Here is a 22,535-nt window from a genome sequence, read left to right on the forward strand (position 1 = left end):
CGTCAGGCAACTCCCGGAAATTCCCTGCGACGTCCGCGCGTTCCCGCGGCCCGTTCATTTTCTGTTCAGTCGGCGATCCGTCACAAAAGTGTCACGCACACGGAACCATCACGTCCGCCCTGTCCGTCTTTGGTCTGGATTGAGCCGTACGTACCCCCACACAGTGAAGAACCACCGTTTTCTGGGCTGTAAGTCATGGATAAAGTGCTGAGACAGCTGGACGCAGCAGTGAACGCCAACGACCGCCGGGTCCACCGGTGATCGATGACAACAACGGGGGAACGGGGATCCCGACGTGCCGACCGCGATAGCAGTCACCAGTGCCGACCTGGTGCTACCGGCCACGGACCAGCAGACACCGACGGCAGCCGTACTGCAGCCGCCTCAGGAGCAGCCGCTCGAGGCGGCGCTCGGCGAAATGCACCTGCTCATCGAGCAGTTCGGGTACGTGGTGATCGTCCACCCGACGTCGCTGGACGTGGCGTACGAGCGGCGGCTGCACACCGTACGGTCGATCCTCGAGAGCGACCGCATCGCGATCGTCAGGTCGGAACTGCCGCCGCTGGGCGTCGCGGTCCTGGTCCGCCAGCTCCGCCAGCTCTCCGTCTGCGATTTCAGTGCGGGCGTCGTGGCCGCGGCCTCCCGCCTGCTGCCTCACTACATCCACGCCGGCGCCGTGCTGAACTCGGTCGCCAAGCTCGACCACGTCCCCGTCAGCCTCAAGACGCACGCCAAGTCCTGGGTCCCCGGCTCCCAGTTCGGCGTCGTCGCGGCTCCGCAGCCCCAGCTGGTCAGGATCGGCCCCGAAGCGCGGCTGGCCGGACCCGAGTACGCCACGAACCTCGCCGTTGCCCGAGGCCAGCTCCAGTCCGACTGGGTCACCGGGACACTCGCCCCGTCGTGGCAGGTGCAGGGCGTGCAGGAGGTGGCGCTGCCCGCCGACTCGGCCCGCTGGTGGGGCACTCCGAAGCTGATCGAGTTCGCCACGCACCTCGCCGACCTGTACACGCTCTACCAGCTCGTCGCGTCCGTACGGCGTGAGCGCTGCGGCTGGTGCGGCATGGAACTGATCGGCGACCGCTGCTGCTTCTGCACCGCGCCCCTCACTCCGCCCGAGAACCAAACGCATGCCTCCGGTGTCCCTACCCATGGGGCGCAGGCACCCCGCACGTCATAACCGTGCACGAACCCCACTTTCCACACCTCACTTGCACCGTTCCCGTCCCCCCATACGAGCCGTGTGAGATGCACGACCGTCAACGGCCCAGATCCCGAACGAGGTTCATCCGCTCATGAATTCCCGTCAGCGTCGCGGCGTCATACTTCTGCTCATCTCGGTCCTGTGCGCCTTCGGTGCATTCGTAGGCGTCCTGTCGGTGATCAGCGATGTGAATTCAAAGGTGGGCCCAGAAGTCGCAGCGTACGAACTGAAGTCGGACATCCCGCCGTACACCAAACTGAACAGCGGCGCCTTCGAGAAGGTGAAGATGCCGAAGCGCTGGCTGCCGGAGACCGCCGTCACCGACCTCTCCCAGATCAGCGGGAAGATCGCCGTCACCACGCTGCGCAAGGGCTCGCTGCTGCAGAGCGACATGATCGTCAAGCAGCCCGCGCTCCAGGCCGGTGAGCAGGAGATCGCCATCATGATCGACGCCGAGACCGGCGTCGCGGGCAAGATCACCCCCGGCTCCACGGTGAACATCTACGCGACGTTCGGCGGAGAGACCGACCGCGACAAGCCCATGTCGCGGATCATCGTGCCGAACGCGCGCGTCCTCGACGTCGGCCGGCTCACCGCGCTCGAGCCGAAGAACGACGACCAGAACGCGCCGACGGAGGCCGTCCCGATCACCTTCGCCCTGAACACCAAGAACGCGCAGCGCGTGGCCTACGCCGAGTCCTTCGCCGCGCACGTGCGGCTCGCCCTCGTCGCGCCCGGCAGCGACACGACCATCCCCCCGGGAGACCGCTCGTACTCCCTCGACGAGGACCAGTGAGGTTCGGATGAGCACAAGGATCCTCCCGGCGGTGGGTGACTTCGACGCGGCTCGGTCGGTCACCACACTGCTCAGCCAGTTGCCCGACGCCGAACCGGCGGCGCCCGTCGGCGACTCCACGTCGCTGCTGGACACGCTGGCCCGGCTCGCGTCGGAGTCGCTGGACGAGGTGCCCGAGGTCGTCCTGGTCCACGAACGGATCGGGCCGGTGCCGGCGCTCGAGCTGATCCGGGAGATCGCCCTGCGCTTCCCGGCGGTGGGGGTCATCCTCATCACCGCCGACGCAAGCCCGGGTCTTTTCACCGCGGCCATGGACTCCGGCGCACGGGGCATCGTCGCGCTGCCGCTGAGTTACGAGGAGCTCGCCAGCCGGGTGCAGACCGCGGCCCAGTGGTCGGTGGGCGTCCGGCGCCATCTCGGCAGCGGCGCCGACATCCCCACCGGCCCCGGCGGCACCGTGGTCACCGTCTCCGGTGCCAAGGGCGGTGTCGGCACGACCGTCGTCGCCGTCCAGCTCGCCCTGGCGGCGCGGGCCTCGGGCAGCACCGTCGCCCTGGTCGACATGGACCTGCAGGCCGGCGACATCGCCTCGTACCTGGACGTGCAGTTCCGCCGGTCCATCGTCGACCTCGCGTCGGTGCAGGACATCTCGCCGCGCGTGCTGCAGGACGCCGTGTTCAACCACACCACCGGCATGGCGCTCCTGCTCGCGCCCGGTGAGGGCGAGCGGGGCGAGGAGGTCGCCGACCGCTCCGTACGCCAGATCGTGAGCGCCCTGCGCTCGCGGTACGAGGTCGTGGTCATCGACTGCGGCACCCAGATGAACGGAGCCAACGCGGCGGCCATCGAGATGGCGGACACGGCCCTGCTCGTCACCACGCCCGACGTGGTCGCGGTGCGCGCGGCCAAGCGCGTCGTGCGGATGTGGAAGCGGCTGCAGATCCGCAAGGCCGAGGAGACCGTCACCCTCATCAACCGCCACATACGCAACACCGAGATCCAGCCGCCGCTCGTCCAGAAGATCACTGGCACGAACGTGGCCCCGATCGCGGTGCCGGCGAACTTCAAGGAGCTCCAGCCCGTCGTGGACGCGGGCCGCATGCAGGACCTGGATGCCAAGTCCACGGTGAAGCAGGCGCTGTGGGCCCTGGCCGGCGAACTCGGCCTGGTCAAGGCGCCCGCGGGCGCACAGGGAAAGAGCGGCAAGTTCCGTGGCAACGACCGGGGATCGATCGGTCTGCGCCGCCGCGGCAGGGGCGGCGGCGCCGACCCGCAGACGACGAGAGACAGCTGAGGGGGGAGAAGAGCCATGAGGGTTCCGGGCATACACCGGCGCTTACTCAGCGCCCGGGCCGACCGTTGCCCGCGCGGAGCACGCGACGACCGAGGCCAGCTGGCGCTGGAGTTCACGGCCATGACGCCGGTGATCCTGGCCACCGTCATCGTGCTCTGGCAGGCGGTGCTGGTCGGCTACACCTTCGTACTCGCGGGCAACGCGGCCGACAGGGCGGTGCACGCGGGAGCCCAGGCCGACTGGTGGAAGGGCCGCAACCAGGTGTGCCGGGAGGCCGGCGAGCAGGATCTTCCGGCCGCGTGGCGCGACGGTGCCGACATCGGCTGCCGCGCGGACGGGGACCTCGTCAAGGCCCACGCCGACCTGAAGGTGCCGCTCCTCTTCCCCGGCTTCGTCGACATGCCCCTCACCGTTCCCGGCAAGTCCGCCGCAGCGAAGGAGAGCTGAGCCATGGTGAGCCGAACGGGTCGCGCGCGGCGTACCGGTGAACGCCTCCGCGCAGTACGCCGCCGCGAACGGGGCCAGGTCGCCATCGAGTACGTCGGTCTGCTGCCCATCCTGCTGATCGTGGGCCTCCTCGCCGTCCAGCTGGGTCTGGCCCTCTACGCCGCCCAGCAGGCCGGCACCGCGGCCCGGGCCGCCGCCCGCGTCGCGTCCCACGACAACACGGACGTCGACTACCGCACGGCGGGCCGGGACTCGGTCAGCGACTGGCTCGACGTCCAGGTCGAGCTCGACCCGGTGGGCGCCTTCGACGAGGTGAAGGTCACCGCCAAGGTCGACGTCCCCTCCGTCATCCCGGGAGTCGGATTCGGCGAGGCGAAGCGTTCCGTCACCATGCCGCGCGACTAGTTACCCCCCACGAGGAGTCACGCCCATGAGCCTGCGGGCCCGAATCAGCAACCCCGAGCCACAGAGCGGCCAGAACGAGGAGAACCACCTCGTCGGCGTCTACCGTGCCAAGCTCCTGGAGGAGATCGACCTCGCGGAGATGTCGGCGCTCGCCCTGGCCGACCGGCGCATCCGCCTCGAACGGGTGCTCGGCCACATCATCTCGCGCGAGGGTCCCGTCCTCTCCACGCACGAGCGGTCCGCGCTGATCCGGCGCGTCGTCGACGAGGCGCTGGGCCTGGGCATCCTGGAGCCGCTGCTCGAGGACGCGTCCATCAGCGAGATCATGGTCAACGGCCCGGACCAGGTCTTCGTCGAGCGCGGCGGCCGCCTGGAGCAGCTCCCGATGCGCTTCAGCTCGCAGGAGCAGCTGATGCAGACCATCGAACGCATCGTCTCCACCGTCAACCGCCGTGTGGACGAGGCGAACCCGATGGTCGACGCGCGCCTGCCGTCCGGCGAGCGCGTCAACGTCATCATCCCGCCGCTGTCGCTGACCGGGCCGATCCTCACCATCCGGCGCTTCCCCCGCGCCTTCACGCTCCAGGAGATGATCAACCTCGGCTCGCTCGACGAGCACATGATGATGCTGCTCACGAGCCTGGTGCGGGCCAAGTTCAACATCATCGTCTCGGGCGCCACCGGCACGGGAAAGACGACGCTCCTCAACGCCCTGTCCGGCCTGATCCCCGAGGGCGAGCGGATCGTCACCATCGAGGACTCCGCAGAGCTCCAGCTCCAGCAGAACCACGTCATCACGCTGGAGTCCCGGCCCCCGAACGTCGAGGGCAAGGGCCGCATCACCATCCGCGACCTCGTCCGCAACTCGCTGCGTATGCGCCCCGACCGCATCATCGTCGGTGAGGTCCGCGGCGGCGAGACCCTCGACATGCTCCAGGCGATGTCGACCGGTCACGACGGTTCGCTCGCCACCGTCCACGCCAACAACGCCGAGGACGCACTGATGCGTCTGCAGACCCTGGCCTCGATGTCGGAGGTCGAGATCCCGTTCGTGGCGATCAAGGACCAGATCAACAGCGCGATCGAGGTCATCGTCCAGCTGACGCGGTTCGCCGACGGCGCCCGCCGCATCACCGAGATCGCCTTCGTCGACTCCCACGGCCGCGAGGAGTACCGCATGGCGTCCGCGTGCCGCTTCCACGCCCAGCCCATGGCCGGTGACGGCCGGATCTACGGCAAGTTCGAGTACTTCCCGCTGCCGCGCAGTATCGCCGACCGGCTCTATATGAGGAACGAATCCATCTCGCCCGTCTTCGGCGTCGCGGACTCGGAGGCCCAACTCGTCAGGCGTTCGGCGCCGCTGTGACGCATACGCCTGCCCGCCGCCCCCTGCCCCTCCCGCCTCTGCCCTCCCCGTCCCCGAACCCCCGCTCCGGAGAAAGCCCGTCCCCATGGATCTCTCACTTCTGACGATCGGAGCCACGCTGCTGACCTGCGTGCTCGCCGTCGTCGGCTTGCACACGTTCTCGGCGGGCAAGGCCGCGCGGCAGGCACTCGTCGACCGGCTCAGCGCCACCGGCCAGATCCCCATCGTCACGGGCCGGCGGCGCCGCTTTCGCAAGATCGACCGGCGGCTGCGCGGCACCGGACTTGGCCGCCGCATCGAGCGCAGGATCGCGACGACCGGCCTCGACATCACACCGGGCGAGTACTTCGTGTACGTCGTCGCCGCGCTGCTCGGCCTCTACTTCGTCGCCAGTGCCCTCTTCGCATCGTTCTTCGGCATCATCGCCGCGATCATCGGACTCTGGGGCGCCAACGCCTTCCTCAACTGGCAGCGCAACAAGCGCACCGAGGCCTTCATCGCCCAGCTTCCCGAGCTGACCCGCATCCTCGCCAACGCCACCCAGGCCGGCCTCGCGCTGCGTACGGCGATCGGCATGGCCGCCGAGGAGCTGGACGACCCGGCGGGCGAGGAGCTTCGGCGGGTCGCGGACCAGCTGGCCGTCGGGCACTCCCTCGACGACGCCATGAACGAGCTGGCCGAAAGGCTCCCGTCGCGCGAGCTTACCGTCCTGGTCACGACGCTGATCCTGTCCAACCGGGCGGGCGGCACCATCGTCTCCAGCCTGCGCAATCTCACCGAGACGCTGGAGGAGCGCAAGGAGACCCGGCGCGAGGTCACCACGCTGCTGTCCCAGGTCAAGGTCACCGCGTTCGCGGTCCCGCTCCTCGGGCTCTGCTTCCTGCTGATCCTCAACAGCATGCGCGCGGGCGCACTCGACGACATGACCGGTTCCTTCGTCGGCAAGGTGGCCGTGATCATCTCGGCCGGGCTGTACGGGCTCGGCTTCTTCCTCATCAACCGGCTCACCCGAGTCCGGATCTGACGGAACCCAGGAAACCCCAGAAAGGAGGACACGCGATGGATCTGCTGCTCGCCCTAGTCATCGGACTCTCCGTCTTCGGCGCGTTCAAAGGCATACGCCTCTACCGTGCCGACGCCAGACTTCCCGACGACCTCGCCGTGGCACTCGAGGTAGGTGCCTCGCGGACCACCGCCGCGGGCTCCGCCGTCGACCGGATCGGCATGCGGTACGCGCCCCGGGTCCTGAACATGATGGGCCCCAAGCGCGTCGACCAGATGCGCCGCAAGCTCGACATGGCGGGCAACCCCGGCGGTATGACCATCGACCGGTACGCCGCCCGCCGCGCCGTCTACACCGGCCTCGGCTCCATCACCGCACTGGTGATGCTGATGAACGGCCAGGTCTTCCTGGCCATCCTCTTCGCCCTCTACGGCTTCTTCTGGACCGAGGTCCTGATCCGCTCCGCGATGGGCCGCAGGAAGGACGACATCGAGCGCACCCTGCCCGACTTCCTCGACGTCCTCGCCGTCGTCGTCTCCGCGGGCCTCGGCTTCCGCCAGGCCCTGGAGCGCGTGTCGGAGAAGTACCAGGGGCCCTGGGCCGACGAACTGCGTATCACGCTGCGCCAGATGGACATGGGCGTCAGCCGCCGCGAGGCCTTCGACCAGCTGCGCAAGCGCAACGACTCCGAGCAGGTCTCGATGTTCGTCTCGGCGCTCCAGCAGGGCGAGGAACTGGGCGCCCCGATCGTCGACACGCTCATCCAGATCGCCAACGACATGCGCCGCACCGACGCCCAGAACGCCCGCCGCAAGGCGTCCAAGGCCGTGCCGAAGGCCACGCTGATCGTCACGAGCGTCATGCTCCCCGCCACGATGATCCTGATCGGCGTCGGCTTCTACTACGCGTCCGGCGTCGACTTCAACGATGTGCTCGGCGGCTGAGCAAGGAAGGAGGTGAGTGCCGTGTTCCAGCAGTTCGCCGCGGCCCCCGCGCTGACCGGGGGCTCCACCCCGAGCGGCCCCGAGACGAACCCCGGCCATGTGCCCGCGCTGCCGATCCAGGTCAACGCGCTCCAGGCCCTGTGCCGTCAGCTGTTCGCCTTCCGGCTGGCGATGACGGCGCTCGCCACCCCGTTCGCGCTCTCCGCGACCCACTCGGAGCTGTCCAATTGGCTGGTCGGCGCGGCCGTGCTGGTCACCGTGATGGTCAGCTACCTGCTGCTGCGGGACTGGGAGCGGTTCGGCCCCGTCCTGCTGCGCCACCCCGGGCTGCTCGCCCTCGACATGCTCTTCGGCGCGCTGCTGCTGTTCAGCGCCTCGCCGAACTCGACCCTGGCGTTCGTCACGATCTGCACTCCGCTGCTCGCCGGCCTCGTCTACAGCTGGCGCGGCGGCGGCGTCTTCGCCGCACTCCAGGTGCTGCTCCTCGCCGCTGCGTACGGCGTGAACGAGGAGGTCGAAGCGCACGCCTCCGCACTGCTGCTCGCCGGCCTCTGCGTCATCGCGGGCGCGGTCGGCAGTACGCTCCGGGGCCTGCTGCTCCGCTTCGGTGCCGCGTCCCAGGCCCTGACGGAGACCCGGGCCCGGCTCGCCGTCAACGACGCGGTGGAAGGCGAACGAGCCCGCCTCGCACGCGAGATGCACGACTCGGTCGCGAAGACCCTGCACGGCATCGCGCTCGCCGCCGACGGCCTCGCCGCATCCGCCGACCGCATGGACCCGCTCACCGTCAAGCACCAGGCCGAACTCGTCGCGCGCTCGGCCCGCCGCGCCGCGTCGGAGTCCCGCGAACTCCTGTCGGACCTGCGCCGCGAGGCCGGCTACGACGGAGGCGTCGACGTCGCCTCCGAACTGGCCGCGCGTACGGCCGACTTCGGTCGCCGTACGGGCCTCTCGGCGTCCTACCACCCGCTAGGTGGCATGCCCCTGCCATCGATGCCGAACGCCGTGGGACGGCAGTTGCTCACGATCGCCTCCGAGGCGATGGAGAACGCCCACCGCCATGCCCACCCGACCCGCGTCGACGTGTCCGCGGGCATCGTCGGCGACCAGGTCCGCCTCAGCGTCTACGACGACGGCAGAGGCCTTCCGCCCGGTACGACCCTCGACGAACTCCGCCGCGCGGGCCACTTCGGGCTCGTCGGCATGGTCGAGCGGGCCGCCTCGGTCGGGGCCCGCATCCGCATCGGAAAGGGCCACGCGGCCACCGGCACCGAGGTCCGCGTGGACCTTCCGCTGGCGGCCGTCACCCCGCGCCAGATCCCCACCGCAGTAACCGCAGAACCCGCTCAAGCAGCAACAACCTGACCCACCACGACAACCTGATTCAGCGCGACAACTGATCCATCCGCTCCCCGACCGTCCCCCCACCTCCGGAGAGGAGGCCGCACGATGCCGGACGAACCGCAGACCGGGCACCACCTGTCACACCACGTGTCCCAGCACACCTCAGGGAACTCGGTCCCCCGTTCCGAGCACACTCCGACGCACGTCCCCATACCTCCGTCGGCCGCGGCGTCTGAAGGATTCCCCGCCTTTCCCGGCCCGCCCCGAGCCGAACCGCTGCGCGTCGTCGTCGCCGACGACAACCCCGTCGTACGGGCCGGACTGACCGTCCTGCTCTCCGGCCGAGACGACATCGAGGTCATCGCCGAGGCCGCCGACGGCCGCCAGGCCTACGAGGAGGCCCAGCGCCACCGCCCCGACGTCATCCTGCTCGACGTCCGCATGCCGGGCGTCGACGGCATCTCGGCACTCCCGCACCTCGTGCGGCTCGCGCCGGTGCTGATGATGACGTACAGCCGAGAGGCCGAAATCGTCCATGAGGCGCTGCGCCTCGGCGCCGGCGGCTACCTCGTCCATGGTGAGTTCACCGCCGACCAGCTGGTGGCAGCCGTACGCGACATCAAGGCGGGCCGCGCCCCCTTCACCCACACGGCTTCCAGCGCGCTGCTCGCGGCCGTGCGAGGTGGGCCGGGGGCCCCAGGGGAGGCCCCGCCGCCGCTGCCGGAGGGCCTGGGAACGGCCTTCACCGGCGGGCCCGGTTACCAGCCCGCTCCCCAGTCGCAGCCTTACGCCCAACCATCTGTGCAGTCCTACGCGCAACCATCTGCACCCGCACACGATACGGCAGCGCAAATACCGGATGCCTGGCCAATGAACCAGCAACGGCCAAGCGTTGAGCCAATTACGGGGCAGCAAAAATTCCCGCAAAACCCTTCGCTATCGCAAGCGAATATGGCACAGTCTTCTCCGTCGGCCGCAGCCGGACCCCCGTCTGCCACGGGGGGACGCGAGGCACGCGGAGTGCCGTCAGGACTGAGTCAGAGGGAGGTGGAGGTGATGGACCTGATCGCGTCGGGCATGTCGAATCAGCAGATCGCCGCCACCTGCTTCATCAGCGAGAAGACCGTCAAGAACCACATCAACCGCATCTTCACGAAGCTGCACGCGGGGAGCCGCAGCGAGGCGATCGCCATCTGGCTGGGAACGGCTCGGGGTGGGGGATCGCGGCATGTCTGAGCGCGCGATGGGTCCGATGGGGCCTGCCCCCGAGGGCTCCGTGGGTCCCCGCGGGCTCATGGGCCCGGAAGCCCAACGCGGGTTTTGGGCCCGGGGTTGGGCCCGCAGGCCCATGCTCCAGGGGTCCCCTCGGCCGTACGTTCTTGGTGTCGCCAGCGAGACCGGCAAGGAGGAAGCCGGAAGCGCAGGAGACACCAAGACTTACGCGATTGCGTCGGCCGGTGAGCGGCCGGCCGAGCATGGAGGGGAACACCATGAAGGACGTCACGCTGAAGGCCGCCACCGCTGCTCAGGTCTACGTCGGCCACTGGGCGAACACCACGGTCGAGAAGATGAAGCGCCGCAGCGACAAGGGTCAGGGCGCGCTGGAGTACGTGGGCATCACGATCCTCGTCGTGGCGATCATCGTCGCTCTCCTGAACACCAAGATGGGCGACACGATCGCCAACAAGTTCACCGAGAAGGTCAACGAGGTCCTGAACGGGTGACCCGGGCAGTCCGCAGCGAGAAGGGGCAGGCCGCACCGCTGTACATCACGGCGGTGGTCGGTCTGCTCTTTCTTGCGCTCCTGTTCTTCGCGTTCGGCAAAGCCGACGCGGCGCGCAACAGCACTCAGTCTGCGGCCGATGCCGCCGCCCTGGCGGCGGCACAGGAGTCCAGGGACCAGCTGCGGAACGGCTTCCTGGAGAACATCCTTGACGGCGACTACCTCCGGGACATCCTCGACGGCAATCAGATCGGCACGTACAACGGCTGCCAGGCCGCGGTCCGTTTCGCCGAACTGAACGACGCCGAGCTGGACCCGGACAAGGTGAGCTGCGCCCAGCTGAACGATGGGCGCTGGGGGTTCACCGTCAACGTCGTCTCCAAGAAGTCGATGGGCGACACGATCCTCCCCGGTACGGAGAAGAAGCACGCGAAGGCGACGGCCACGGCCGTGGTCGAGCCGCGATGCCAGTTCGACCCGAACGAGGACGACCAGGCCACGCCGTCGCCCGACGAGAGCGACGACCCGCCCGGTAACGGCGATGACAACAAGCCTTCGCCCGGGAAGATCGTCTGCGACGGCAAGGACTGGCCCATCGACCCCAAGAACCTGGATCTCCTCCCGGACATGGCGGACCTTTTCACCGTCCGACTGGCCGATAACTGACCGCGAACGAGCGCAAAGGAACACCACTCATGAGTATTCGGCACGCGAGGCGCCTTCGTCGGGCCGCAGCGTCCACCCTTGTCGCCGCGGCCCTCGCCTTCACGGCGACGGCGTGCGGCGGTGACGACGGCGGGGACACGAAGGCGTCGTCCTCTTCGAGCGCCAGCCAGGACACGGGCAAGAGCGGCAGCAGCGGTAGCGGAAACACCGAGCCCGACACCAGCAAGACCATCGCGACGCTCAAGGGCGACAAGGGAATCGAGATGGTCGTGCACGAGGCGAAGCGTGACAGCGGCGGATTCGTCACCGTGAGTGGTGAGTTCAAGAACACCAGCCAAGCGACGTACACCATTCCGATCCAGTGGAGCGGACAGGAGACCGCGGTCGCGCGAACCGGGCGCTCCGTCGCCGCGATGACACTGGTGGACTCGAAGGAGAAGAAGCGCTACTACGTGCTTCGCGACACCGACAACCGTCCGCTGACCACCTCGGGCTTCGACCCGAGCATCGCCGCGGAGAAGAGCCTGACCTTCTTCGCCCAGTTCCCGGCTCCGGCGGACTCGACCACCTCGGTCGACCTGCAGTTCCCGGGCTTCCCCAACGCGACGATTGAGATCTCCTGATGAGCGCCGCCACCACCCGTACCCAGCGGGCCGGCGCCCGGTCGGCGGTCGCGGTCGTCGCCGGGGCACTGGCGTTCGGCCTCTTCGCCGCGCCGAACGCCCTGGCCGACGACGATCCGTACCCGTCCGCGTCGGCATCGGCTGCCGTCCAGGTCGACGGCAACGACCCCGATCTGAAGCTCCCGGACGGTGCGACCCTGGCCGCTCCCAAGGTGCTCGACATCAAGTCGGTCGTCGAGGACCTGGACGGCGACGAGCGCCGCGAGGACACCAACTCGGATGTGAAGTTCGCGCTTCAGTCCGAGGTGCTGTTCGGCAAGGACAGCGCGAAGCTGAGCAGCCAGGCCACGTCGCGGATCGCGGCCATCGCCGACGAGATCAAGAAGCAGAACGCGACGAAGGTCCGGGTCTTCGGCTTCACGGACAACCTGGGCTCTTCCGCCCACGGCCTCGTCCTCTCGAAGCAGCGCGCCCAGGCCGTACAGAACGTGCTGGCCAAGGAACTCGACGGCGTGAGCGTCACGTTCGAGGTCCGCGGATACGGAGAGCAGTACCCGATCGCGGACAACTCGACGGAGGAAGGCCGCAAGAAGAATCGCCGGGTCGAGGTCTCGTTCCCTCGCTCGGAGAGCTGACCACCCCCCACCAGAGGCCGGTCCCGCGCGCCGACGCGGGGCCGGCCTCGTGCCGTGCGTATCCGGCGCGGCCGTACAGCAGGTGTTCAGAGCGGGACGCTGCGGCCGATGATGCCCCGGTGATCGTCAGCCACGAACTGGATCATCTCGGCGTAGATGTCCGTCGCCAGGAAGGCCTGCCTGCCGTGCTCGGCGTACGCGGTGCTCTCCCACTCGAGACGGTCGGCCCAGTTGTCTTCTCCCTCGTAGAGCTCATAGCCCACGAAACCGGGTTGCAGTCGGAGCCAGTTCACCATCCGGCGGGTGACGTCGAGGAATCCCTCACGGCTCGCCCCGGGGCGCAGCCGCGAAATCACGATGTGAACACTCGGCTGGCCATCAGACACGGGGGCCTCCCCTGCAACGCGGCATGAACGGCATCGAGTCTACGATCACCGCGGCGCCCTTACTGAGATGCGGCTTCGTGCCGTGCGTTGTGGGGGAGCCCTACAGCAGGTGGTCGGCCTTCCCCGCCTTGATGTCCCGGATGAGGGTACGGAGGGCCTCGCGGGTGTCGGTGACGTAGTGGTCCTCTTGTCCGGCGACGGTGATGTACGCGTTGCCCTGGTCGTCGGTGCCTATGCGGAAGCAGTTGGCGCCTTCACCGCACAAGGGCGCTTCCCAGGTGATGTCGGGCACGGGGTTCTCCTAGAGGTCGTCGGCGAGAGCGCGGATGAATTCGCGTGAGGCTTCCGGGGGCAGCGCCACGGCCTCCGCCGCGTCGAGCTGGGCCCGGTACTTGTGCAGCTGCATCTCCGAGTCGATGAACTCGGGGCCGTGCGTGCTGTCGAGCTCGACAGTGTCCAGTTGGGGCACGGCGGCTTCGACGTACACGACCGACTGTCCCGCCCCCGGGAAGCCACCGGCCTTGAACGGGATGACCCGTACGGTCACCGCCTCCCGCTCGGACATGCGCAGCAGATGCTCCAACTGCCTCCGCGCCACGGCGGAACCTCCGAACTCCATCCGGAGGGCGGCTTCGTGGACGATCACGTCGAGCGCCGGCGGCTCAGGCCGGTCCAGTACCTGCTGCCGGTCCATCCGATGCGCCACCCGTACGTCGACGTCAGCCGGCGGCAGGGGCGGGATCACGGCCTCGAACACCGCGCGAGCATGGTCCGCGGTCTGGAGCAGGCCGGGCAGGTGCACGCTCACAGCGATCCGCAGACGCCTGGCGTGCCACTCCATCTCGGCGATGTCCAGGAAGCTGACGGGGAGTTGGCCCCGATACGGCTCCCACCAGCCCTTGTCCCGCTCGGCGGCCATGGCGGCTAGTGCGTCGACGAGTGCCTGGTCCACACAGCCGTAGTTGCTCGCGAGCGTGCGTACACGCTCGGGGCTGATGCCGGAGCGGCCGGACTCCATGTTGGGCACGTTCGTCCGTGGCACACCCAGCAGCCCGGCTGCGTACTCCGTGGTCATCCCGGCGGCCATGCGCATCTTGCGCAACTCGGTACCGAGGCGCCGTTGACGCTCAGTTGGGGTACTTCTCGGCGCCATCAGCCCTCCTGTCCGACCCGGCGACGGGGTCAGTCTGCCTCCGTACTCCGCAGCCGGTCCACCGCGACCGAAGCCGACTCGGCGAAGCGGTAGTACACGTACTCCGAATTGCCCTACAGTGAGTAACGCGACGCTTACGCACGACGTAACCGGAAGCGCATCGCGCGAGCCTGCCCGCGGCCTCCTGCCCTGGGAGGGGCGGGCCCGCGCCAGGGAGAGAGGCCACCGGTCACGCGCAGACGTGTAGACACCACCGCTCAACGATCCCCGCACACCAGAGGGAGTCCCCGTGTCCGTAACCATCTCGTCCTGCCCGAGTCCGGCCCCCGTAGAGCCCACGACACCGCCGACCCCCGAAACGCTGGCGTACAGCCTCACGCTCCCCGCCGCTCCGGCGAGCCCGGCGGTTGCGAGGGCCGCGGCCCGCACGATCCTGCGGACCCACGGCCTGCAGGACGTGACGGACGCAGCGGTGCAGGTGGTGGCCGAACTGACGGCGTGCGCATGCCGGTTCACGCCCGTCGAGGTGTACGTGTCGCTGCGGTACAGGGAGGGCGCGTTGAGGGTGATCGTCTACGACGGGCACCCTCGCCACACACACCCGCGCCTCGCCGCGGCCTGCGAGGCACGACGCAGGGCGGACCTGCGGCTGCTCGCCTGCGTGGTCCGGGCGTGCGGCGGCGACTGGGGCTTCGGCGACGCCCGGGAACCGACGGGCGGTACGCGGATGTGGGCGGTGCTGCCGAGGGAGGGCGCCCGCGCCTACCCGGAGGCCGGCCCGGCGCGCGGCGGGGATCCGCAGTCGTGGTGAACGTCAATGTTGCTGCGGCCATAGGGCCGGATCCGGTGACGCCCGGCAGAACAAGCCAGGTCACAGCTGGCTGACCGCTTGAGTGGATCTTCGGACTCGCAACCAGAACGGAGTAGCAATGTCGGAACCACCCGACCTGTACACAATCGAGCTGGAGCCGGAGGTGCGCGCATGGCTGGCGACCCTCGCATCGCCCGACTACCGCGCCGTCGAGCGGTTCGCCGACAGGCTCGCGGTGGACGGCCCAGCCTTGCCCTTCCCCCTGGCCAGCCATCTCGGGGATGGACTCAGGGAGCTGCGCATCGGCGCCATACGTGTCACGTACTGGTTGGCTCCTGGCCGCAGGGCGATTCTGCTTACCGTGTTCCGAAAGAAGAAGATGCGGGAATCCGACGAAGTCTTGCGAGGTCAGCGGGCGCGGAAGCTGTGCGAGGCCGAGCATCCTCCGGCCGGCGAGCACGACGTCTACAGTAGGGACGAGGAGGCCTGATGAGCGGCGGTTATCACACCAGCTGGAAGGTCCCGGCTGAGCACCAGCAGGACCCGGCATACCGTGCCGCGGGCCGGCGCATGGACTTCGCTCAGGCGGTCTACGAGCGGCGCTCCGCACTGGGCTGGAGCACGGCCGAACTGGCTCGCCGAGCCGACATGTCCGAAGAGGACATCGAGTCGATCGAAGAGAGCGGGGTCGATCCCTCTCTGGAACTGATCGAGCGGTTGGCTTCCGCCCTCGAGTCGGGCGCCCGGATCGACCCTCACGCCACTCCGGAGTTCCGCTTCGAGGGCCACGCCGCCTGAACGGCCGGATCCAGCGCCAGCCGACCGCGGGCCCAGACGGCAGCGCGAGAGCGCTGTCCGAGGACCGCGTCGAGTCGGGTGATCGGCAGCCGGCGGACGCTCCAGCCCCTGCGGCGGCCGGTCGATTGGCTGGCCTTGCGAAAAGCCGGTAGTGGGCCCCGAGTTGGGTCCAGGGGCCCACGCCGAATGTCTGTGGCCCTTCATATGATCACCGGCTATGTCGGCTTTCTACGGCTCCGGGGCACCCTTCGGGCCTTACCCCCCATACGGCGCGGGACGGGTGCGTATGCCGCGCACCGTTGTGGCGGCGCGCGTTCTGCTGTTCGTGCTGTTCGGCTTCACCGCGATCGGTGTTCTCGGTGCGTTGGTGGCGATTGCGTCGCTGACCGGCGAGATCCTCGGGCTGCTGGTGTATGCGGCCGCGCCGGGCGTGGCCGGGTTGGTTCTGGCGTTGAGGGCGTGGACCGGGGGCCGTTATGTGCGGTGGTCGCTGATCGGTGTCCAAGGTCTGTTGCTTCTGCAGGCGTTGGGGTCGATCGGGCATGGGGATCCGCGGGGGCTCGTGCAGCTGGCCATACCGGTCGCCGTGATCGTGTTGCTGTCGCAGCGGTCGGCGCGGGAGTGGTTTTTGCTGCCGGAGCTGGACCGGGCGGAGAACCCGGGGTTCAGCCTGGCGCGGATGCTGAAGTGGCGGCACAGTGACGAGGGCCAGTCGGTGCTCGAGTACGTCGGCCTGGTGACGCTGGTGGCGGGGATCGTCGTGGCGCTGCTGGTGACGGGGGTGGCCGGGCAGATATCCGGCGGCTTCCAGTCGGCGGTGTGCCAGGTGACGGGCTCGGCCTGCCCTGCGCCGAAGGGCAACGGGGGCACGGAGGTCGAGGCGGGGGACAGTCACGGGGACAACGCGACCGGGACGCAGGGCGGCGGATCCGACGCCGGGTCGGGTGGCTCTGGGTCGGGTGGCTCTGGTTCGGCGGGAACCGGTTCGGGGGGTTCCGGATCGGCGGGAACTGGCTCCAGTGCCGGCTCCGGCTCGGGGAGTTCCGCGTCGGGGGGTTCCGGCTCCGACTCCAGCTCAGGTTCCGGCTCCGGCTCCGGTGATACGGACGGCAGCGCGACCAGCGATGACGACGACTCCGTCGGGCCCGCCGACGAGCCCATCCCCGCCGACGGCACCGCCGCACAGTCGCAGGACGACGGTGGTGGCGGAGGCGACGGGGGCGACGGCGGTGAGAAGAAGAGCACCCTCGATCAGATCGGTGACATGTTCACCTCGCCGTTCAAGGCGGCGTGGGGCGACGTCAAGGACACCGGCAACATGATCCTGCACCCCATCGACTCGGTGGAGCAGATGTGGGACGGCCTGTCCACGTACACCAGTGACTGGTGGTCCACGAAGTCCGACGAGCTCGGCAAACGGTGGGACGAGGGCGGCTGGAACTACATCGGCGTTCCGCTGGAATGGGTCGCCACTCCCGCCGAGTTCACCGCCGACTTCCTCGTGGACTCCTTCGTGGACGTCGACTCCTTCAACAAGGGCAACTGGGGCGACGGCATCGGCAACACCGCCTGGAACATCGGCTCGATGTTCATCCCCGGTGTCGGAGAGGTGAAGTGGCTCAACCGGCTCAACAAGCTCAACAAGCTGAACAAGCTGGTGAAGTTCACCGAGAAGGCGGCCGAGGCGGCCGAGAAGGCCCGCAAGGCCGCGAAGATCGGCGACGCCGGCGCCGCGCGCAAGGCGGCGAACGACGCGGACAAGGCCGCCGACGAGGCCGAGAAGAAGGCCCGGGAATCCGGCTGCACCCTCTCCGCGCCCGCTCTCACCGTCCCGTACGGCGGCGGCGGGCCCGGCCTCACCGGTTCTTCCGGTACTGGCACGACGGTCATCGCCGCGGGGGGGTCCAGCTCTCCGTACGTCATCCTCGCCGAGGACGGCTGCGACGAGGCGGCCAAGAAGGAGGCCCAGGACTCTCGCGAGCAGGCGGACGAGGCCGACAAGGTCGCCGACGGCGTGGAGCTGGACCAGGCGGCGGAGGACGCGAAGAAGACCATCGCGGACGCCAAGGACAAGCAGAAGACGCCGAAGAGCGACAGGTTCCAGCTCGACGAGAAGAAGATCGACGACCTGGTGGCCAGGGCGAAGGACAACCCGGACAAGAGCAAGGGCGAGTTCGGGAAAGACGAACTGGCCAAGTCCCTCCAGGACATGTCGGACATGCTGAAGACCAAGAACATCGACAACCAGAGCCGTGGCGCGCTGGGCGCCCCCGTGCTCAAGGCCACCAACCGGCATCAGCTGGCGGAGGCCATGGCCGAGGTCAAGGCGGCGAAGCGGGCGGCGGACAACGAAGCCGCCGAGGGCACCAAGGTCTACGCCGGAATCGGCGCGAAGAAGGGCCGCAGCAAGGTGGACCTGGGCGACGGAACCGTCGCCGACGTCAGCGCCATCGACGACGCCGACGTCGTCTATAAGGGCAAGGACGGCAACATCCACGTCGTCGAGGTCAAGAACACCGGGCAGGCCGCGACCCAGGCATCCATGCCCGCCCAGGCCAAGAGGCTGGCCGACTGGCAGAAGGCGAATCCGGGCCGCAAGGCACGCTACGAGATCGAGACGCAGGAGGGCTGGGACAAGGTCTTCGACGGCTTCCAGAAGGACAAGAAGACAGGGCAGGTCCCGGACGGCAGCCCCGCGGAGACTCTCGCCGACCAGGGCCTCGACCTTCGCGTCGCCGGGCAGGACATCTCGGCGCAGCAGCTCAAGGCGATGAGCGACGCCTGGAACAAGAAGACCCCCGCCGAACAGCAGGCGGCGCGGGACTCGGGCAAGATGAAGGACCCCAAGACCGCCATGGAGTACCTGGGTGTTTCCTGACGCACACCATCTGTTGCCCGCGGCCATGCGCGAGCTGCCTCAGCCGTGGAACGACCTGACGCGGGAGCGGCAGCGGAATCTGGAGGAGCTGCCGCACACGGAGGCGAACGAGCACGCGGCGCTCGACGCGCTGACGGCCGCGCTGTCCGCGCCGCCGGGCGCGCGGGGCGTGCAGGGCGTCTGGGGCGACGAGTCCTGGGAGCTCTTCGACCGGCTCCGCGCGGAAGCCGGTCACCGGATCGCACAGGTCATGCCGACGGCCGACCGCCTCACCCGCGAGGGCGTCACCGACGTACTTCGCGGGTGGGCGGAGAAGGCGGAACCGCCGGTGCCGGAGTGGTGGCTCGAGGAGCAGTCGGACCAGATCGCCCGCGCCTGGGCCGACTCGGCGCTCTCGGGCTGGGCGCATGACGTACTGCGTTGGCTGCATCGGCAACCGGAGCCACGGGACGAGGGGCGCATCGCGGCTCTCGCAGAGCGCTGTGCCGAAAACGGCCTCTCGTCTCACGAGGCGGTGAACCTGCTGGACGCCCTTGGCTCGCCCCACGGGGAAAACGCACTCCTACGTTTGGTGCGGGCGGAAGGCGTGAGCGCAGTCAGCCGTGACTGGGCGCGGAATCGGCTCGTGCACATGCGTCGACCCCGCTACGACGCCCGTGCCCAGGAACCGGTGCAGGGCGAAGAGCCTCTCCTGTCGCCCGCCGTGCAGGACCTCCCGTACACGTGGGGCTCCGGCTTCCAATGGCCGCAGGACCTCGCCGAGACCGAGGAGAACTTCGCCTACGCGCGAGCGATCCTCGAATCCTGTGCACCGACGGGCCCAGTACCTGAACCCGTCCCCAACCCCTCATGGCGGGGCTTCGAGGACGAGGAGCAGCCGGTCTGGCTCGAAATCCGCGAGGTCATGCGGGACCTGATGCCGTACGCCCGCCTGGTCACCCGCGAGCGCCTGACCGAGGCGATGCAGGAATGCGCCCTGCTCGGCATCCCCGGCGTCCCGCAGGACCCCGGCAGCGAGGAAGCGGAACGCTTCATCCAGCAGTGGGCGACGTGGATCGCGGGCTGGATCGCGGGCGAGGTCTTCACCTGGCTCGGCATGTATGTCGACGACGAGACACCCATCACCCCATGGGCGATGGAGTTCGCCGAGCGGTACGCACGGAACGGCGTGGCCGCCGATCAGGCCGTATCGATGCTGCGCTGGTGGGACAGCGTCCCGCAGAGCCGCGAGGCCCTCGCTCGTATCGCGGCCGACGACTCCCTGCCGCCTGAGGTGAGGGAACAGGCCGGGGAGAGCTGAGAGAGGCCGCAGACCCGGCCTCGGTGTCGCGGCGTCCGACGTCTCAACGCACCTGCGGGCTAAGGGGATTAGGTCCCTGATTTGGGCCCGTGGGCCCATGTGGTGTGAGGCGACGGAACGTTACGTTCGGGGCTCGGATTGACGAGGGGGATCTGGGGAGCCATGCGCGGGTCACCGTCCTGACCACGACGGGGCTCGGTCGCGCATGACGCGTTCGGGGGCGGTCGGCCTCTGAAGCGCACAGCCCTCAGCCGCATCCTTGGGTGCCTCTGCCCCTGAACTCATCCTCGTGACGGGCGAGTTGAGGAGTGGCATGTCTGCGTTTGGGGGCGTCCCGGCGTTCGGGGGCGGCGGCTGGTCGTCGTCGGGGAGTGGAAGTCGCCAGGAGCTGCCCAGACCGCTTTTGGTCGCGCTGGTCCTCGTACACACGCTGTTCGCGTTCACGGTGGTGGGCGGGCTCGGTCTGCTGCTGACCGGTGCGTCGCTGGACGCCGTCGACGGCTGGCTGCTCGGTCAGGTGGCGTTCGCGGCGGCGCCCGGCACGGTCGGCTGGGTGCTGGCCCGCCGGTCATGGACTGGCGGGGTGTGGGTGTGGCGCGGGCTGCTCGCCCTGCAGGCGTGGCTGATCGTCGCCGCGGTCGGCAACATCGGCGACGGCTCCGGGCGCGGCTTCACGCAGCTTTTCCTGCCCATCTTGATTGTCGTGTTCCTGACTCGTCCGGAGAGCCGGGAGTGGTTCCGGCTACCTGATCGGGATCGGGTGGAGCGCCGTCCGTTCTCGCTCGCCCGGATGATCAAGTGGAGGAGCGGGGACGGCCAGTCGACGCTGGAGTACGTCGGGCTCATCTCGCTGGTCGCCGCGATCATCGTGGCCCTGCTGCTCAGCGGGGTCGGCGGTCAGGTGTCCGACGGGTTCCGCTCGGCGGTGTGCGAGGTCGTCGGGACGAACTGCCCTGCCGGGAACGGCGGCGACGAGGGCAACGTCCAGGCCGAGGACGGCCAGGACGGGGCGGGCGCCGACGGCGGGACTGACGCAGGTGCCGACGGGGGAGCCAACGCCGGGACTGACGCGGGTGCCGACGGGGGAGCCAACGCCGGGGCCGACGGCGGCACGGACGCCGGCCAGGGCCAGGGCGGCCAGGACAACGGCGGTGGTCAGGGCGACGGCGGCCAGGGAGACGGCGGCACCGGCGACGACGGGGGCGAAGGCAGCGGCGGCGCAGGCGGCAACGAGGGCCAGGACAACGGCGGAGCCGGCAACGGAGCAGGCGGCTCCGACTCGGCATCCCAGGGAACTGGCGGCGACTCCGGCAGTACGTCGAGCGAAGACTCCGGCGCCTCGTACAGCGACGAGACCGACGACGAGAAGAACGCCGCCGCGGAGGACGAGCCCGGCTGGGAGGAGGACGAGCAGGCCGCCGAGGACGGCGGCGACGAGGGCTGCTTCTCCGGCTTCGGCGCCTTCTTCGGGTGCGCGGGCGACCAGATCAAGCAGGTCGGCGAAGGGCTGTTCGTCGACGGCATCTGGGGCGACGTCACCGGAATCTGGGACACGGTCACGGACCCCGGCAAGGCCTGGGAGGGCCTGAAGGACTACGGCAGCTCCCTGGGCGACAAGTGGTCTCAGGACTCCAAGGACGCCGGAAAGAAGTGGGACAACGGCGACTACTTCGATGCCCTGACCGACTGGGGCGGCGCCTCGTGGAACACCGGCGTCAAGGTCCTGGACGACATGTTCGTGGGCGACGAGGTCCGCGACCAGTGGAACAACGGCCAGAAGACCCGTGCCGTCACCAACGTCGTCTGGAACGTCGGCTCGCTCTTCATCCCCGGCTACGGCGAAGCCAAGATCGTCCAGAAGCTCGGCAAGCTGGGCAAACTCGGCAAGCTGGGCAAGTTCACCGAGGACGCCGTCAAGGCGGCTGAGGACGCCCGCAAGGCGGCGAAGGCCGGCGACGTCGGCGCCGCCGAGAAGGCATCGAAGGAGGCCGACGAGGCGGCGGACGCGGCCGAGGACAAGGCCAGGAAGTCCGGCTGCACGATCACCTCGGCCCCCCGCCGCACCATCCCGTACGGCGATGCCCCGGGCCTGACCGGCTCCGCCGGCACCGGCACCACGGTCCTCGCCGTCGGCGGGTCCCGCTCCCCGTACGTCCTGCTGGCCGAGGAGCAGTGCGACCCGAAGGCGAAGCAGGAGGCGGAGGACGCCCGCAAGCAGGCCGACGAGGCCGCGAAGGCCGAGAAGGAGGCGAAGAAGGAAGAGAGCCGCAAGAAGGTCGCCAAGTGGAAGAAGCCGTCCTGGCAGAAAGACCTGAAGAACCCGCGGAAGGGCTCGAAGGACGGCGGCGACGGCTCCTGGAAGTCGAAGAAGGCGGTGGCGTACTGGCCGAGCATGGAGCGCTGGATGCGCTACCAGGAGCAGGTCTCCAAGGTGAAGCGAGGCAAGGAATACGCTGCCAAGGACCCGGAGACCGGCAGGGACGTCGATTTCGACGGCTGGGACTCGTCGCGGCAGACTTACGTCGAGGCGAAGTTCGGGTACAGCAAGAAGCTCGACGCGGACGGAAACCTTCAGAAGGCCCAGGCGGAGAAGTTCATCGAGCAGGCGCGGCGCCAGGTGCGTGCGGCGAACGGGAAGACGGTCGAGTGGAACTTCTCCAACAAGCGGGTGGCCGACGCGGCTGAGAGGGCATTCGAAGACGCCGGTCTCGAAGACGTGGTGGTCAAACACACTCCGGTGGAGAAATAGGGAGCGGAGGAGC

General features: G+C 69.0%; 23 protein-coding genes. 20 read left to right on the top strand and 3 right to left on the bottom strand.

The window, feature by feature from the left end; all coding sequences use genetic code 11:
* Positions 1 to 295: 295 nt before the first annotated feature.
* From ABT009_RS18090 to ABT009_RS18155, 14 genes are all read left to right on the top strand, one after another.
* Positions 296 to 1,177 carry a hypothetical protein gene (locus ABT009_RS18090; RefSeq protein ID WP_351295187.1) on the top strand — a complete coding sequence of 294 codons (882 nt, stop codon included), beginning with the start codon at positions 296 to 298 and terminating at the stop codon, positions 1,175 to 1,177.
* Positions 1,178 to 1,292: 115 nt separating this feature from the next.
* The gene (cpaB, locus tag ABT009_RS18095; RefSeq protein ID WP_351295190.1) at positions 1,293 to 1,997 is read left to right on the top strand and encodes a Flp pilus assembly protein CpaB; all 705 of its coding nucleotides are present in this window, start codon (positions 1,293 to 1,295) and stop codon (positions 1,995 to 1,997) included.
* 7 nt (positions 1,998 to 2,004) lie between these two features.
* Positions 2,005 to 3,291, top strand: a complete 1,287-nt coding sequence (locus ABT009_RS18100; protein ID WP_351295193.1) for a CpaE/TadZ family protein — start codon at positions 2,005 to 2,007, stop codon at positions 3,289 to 3,291.
* Positions 3,292 to 3,411: 120 nt separating this feature from the next.
* Complete coding sequence (locus ABT009_RS18105) at positions 3,412 to 3,738, top strand: pilus assembly protein (RefSeq protein WP_351295196.1); 327 nt, start codon at positions 3,412 to 3,414, stop codon at positions 3,736 to 3,738.
* Positions 3,739 to 3,741: 3 nt separating this feature from the next.
* Positions 3,742 to 4,143, top strand: a complete 402-nt coding sequence (locus ABT009_RS18110; RefSeq protein ID WP_351295199.1) for a TadE/TadG family type IV pilus assembly protein — start codon at positions 3,742 to 3,744, stop codon at positions 4,141 to 4,143.
* Positions 4,144 to 4,168: 25 nt separating this feature from the next.
* Entirely contained in the window at positions 4,169 to 5,509 is a 1,341-nt protein-coding gene (locus ABT009_RS18115; RefSeq protein ID WP_351295202.1) for a TadA family conjugal transfer-associated ATPase, read from the top strand.
* Between the two features lie 85 nt (positions 5,510 to 5,594).
* The gene (locus tag ABT009_RS18120; RefSeq protein ID WP_351295205.1) at positions 5,595 to 6,533 is read left to right on the top strand and encodes a type II secretion system F family protein; all 939 of its coding nucleotides are present in this window, start codon (positions 5,595 to 5,597) and stop codon (positions 6,531 to 6,533) included.
* 35 nt (positions 6,534 to 6,568) lie between these two features.
* Entirely contained in the window at positions 6,569 to 7,456 is an 888-nt protein-coding gene (locus ABT009_RS18125) for a DUF5936 domain-containing protein (RefSeq protein WP_351295208.1), read from the top strand.
* Between the two features lie 21 nt (positions 7,457 to 7,477).
* Positions 7,478 to 8,821, top strand: a complete 1,344-nt coding sequence (locus ABT009_RS18130) for a sensor histidine kinase (protein ID WP_502989903.1) — start codon at positions 7,478 to 7,480, stop codon at positions 8,819 to 8,821.
* 84 nt (positions 8,822 to 8,905) lie between these two features.
* On the top strand, positions 8,906 to 10,036 hold the full coding sequence (locus tag ABT009_RS18135) for a response regulator transcription factor (RefSeq protein ID WP_351295211.1): 1,131 nt from the start codon (positions 8,906 to 8,908) through the stop codon (positions 10,034 to 10,036).
* Positions 10,037 to 10,290: 254 nt separating this feature from the next.
* Positions 10,291 to 10,524 (top strand): hypothetical protein, encoded by a 234-nt coding sequence (locus tag ABT009_RS18140; protein ID WP_351295214.1) that lies wholly within the window; start codon positions 10,291 to 10,293, stop codon positions 10,522 to 10,524.
* Positions 10,521 to 11,189: a pilus assembly protein TadG-related protein gene (locus ABT009_RS18145; RefSeq protein ID WP_351295221.1), complete on the top strand. Its 669-nt coding sequence runs from the start codon at positions 10,521 to 10,523 to the stop codon at positions 11,187 to 11,189. Before ABT009_RS18140 ends, ABT009_RS18145 begins: the two co-directional genes overlap by 4 nt.
* 29 nt (positions 11,190 to 11,218) lie before the next feature.
* Positions 11,219 to 11,812, top strand: a complete 594-nt coding sequence (locus ABT009_RS18150; protein ID WP_351295224.1) for a hypothetical protein — start codon at positions 11,219 to 11,221, stop codon at positions 11,810 to 11,812.
* Positions 11,812 to 12,447, top strand: coding sequence for an OmpA family protein (locus tag ABT009_RS18155; RefSeq protein ID WP_351295227.1), 636 nt, complete (start codon positions 11,812 to 11,814; stop codon positions 12,445 to 12,447). Before ABT009_RS18150 ends, ABT009_RS18155 begins: the two co-directional genes overlap by 1 nt.
* 86 nt (positions 12,448 to 12,533) lie before the next feature.
* On the opposite strand, the gene ABT009_RS18160 is transcribed toward ABT009_RS18155, so the two are convergent.
* The 3 genes from ABT009_RS18160 to ABT009_RS18170 all read right to left on the bottom strand — a co-directional run bounded on the left by ABT009_RS18160 (position 12,534) and on the right by ABT009_RS18170 (position 13,986).
* A complete protein-coding gene (locus ABT009_RS18160; protein WP_351295230.1) occupies positions 12,534 to 12,833 on the bottom strand; it encodes an NIPSNAP family protein in 300 nt (99 codons plus the stop codon).
* A 100-nt stretch (positions 12,834 to 12,933) separates the two neighbouring features.
* Positions 12,934 to 13,125 carry a hypothetical protein gene (locus ABT009_RS18165; RefSeq protein WP_351295233.1) on the bottom strand — a complete coding sequence of 64 codons (192 nt, stop codon included), beginning with the start codon at positions 13,123 to 13,125 and terminating at the stop codon, positions 12,934 to 12,936.
* Between the two features lie 9 nt (positions 13,126 to 13,134).
* Complete coding sequence (locus ABT009_RS18170) at positions 13,135 to 13,986, bottom strand: helix-turn-helix domain-containing protein (RefSeq protein WP_351295236.1); 852 nt, start codon at positions 13,984 to 13,986, stop codon at positions 13,135 to 13,137.
* 289 nt (positions 13,987 to 14,275) lie between these two features.
* On the opposite strand from ABT009_RS18170, the gene ABT009_RS18175 reads away from it, so the two are divergent.
* From ABT009_RS18175 to ABT009_RS18200, 6 genes are all read left to right on the top strand, one after another.
* Positions 14,276 to 14,797: an ATP-binding protein gene (locus ABT009_RS18175; protein WP_351295239.1), complete on the top strand. Its 522-nt coding sequence runs from the start codon at positions 14,276 to 14,278 to the stop codon at positions 14,795 to 14,797.
* A gap of 118 nt (positions 14,798 to 14,915) precedes the next feature.
* Positions 14,916 to 15,287, top strand: coding sequence for a type II toxin-antitoxin system RelE/ParE family toxin (locus ABT009_RS18180; protein WP_351295242.1), 372 nt, complete (start codon positions 14,916 to 14,918; stop codon positions 15,285 to 15,287).
* Positions 15,287 to 15,595, top strand: a complete 309-nt coding sequence (locus ABT009_RS18185; protein ID WP_351295245.1) for a helix-turn-helix domain-containing protein — start codon at positions 15,287 to 15,289, stop codon at positions 15,593 to 15,595. The genes ABT009_RS18180 and ABT009_RS18185 overlap by 1 nt, the downstream gene beginning before the upstream one ends.
* Before the next feature lie 286 nt (positions 15,596 to 15,881).
* Complete coding sequence (locus ABT009_RS18190; RefSeq protein WP_351295248.1) at positions 15,882 to 18,473, top strand: hypothetical protein; 2,592 nt, start codon at positions 15,882 to 15,884, stop codon at positions 18,471 to 18,473.
* Positions 18,474 to 18,498: 25 nt separating this feature from the next.
* Entirely contained in the window at positions 18,499 to 19,773 is a 1,275-nt protein-coding gene (locus ABT009_RS18195) for a hypothetical protein (protein ID WP_351295251.1), read from the top strand.
* Positions 19,774 to 20,086: 313 nt separating this feature from the next.
* Entirely contained in the window at positions 20,087 to 22,522 is a 2,436-nt protein-coding gene (locus ABT009_RS18200) for a Tox-REase-5 domain-containing protein (RefSeq protein ID WP_351295254.1), read from the top strand.
* The last annotated feature ends 13 nt before the right edge of the window (positions 22,523 to 22,535 follow it).

This window comes from Streptomyces sp. NPDC002896 (assembly GCF_040295225.1).
In the GTDB taxonomy this organism is placed as follows: domain Bacteria; phylum Actinomycetota; class Actinomycetes; order Streptomycetales; family Streptomycetaceae; genus Streptomyces.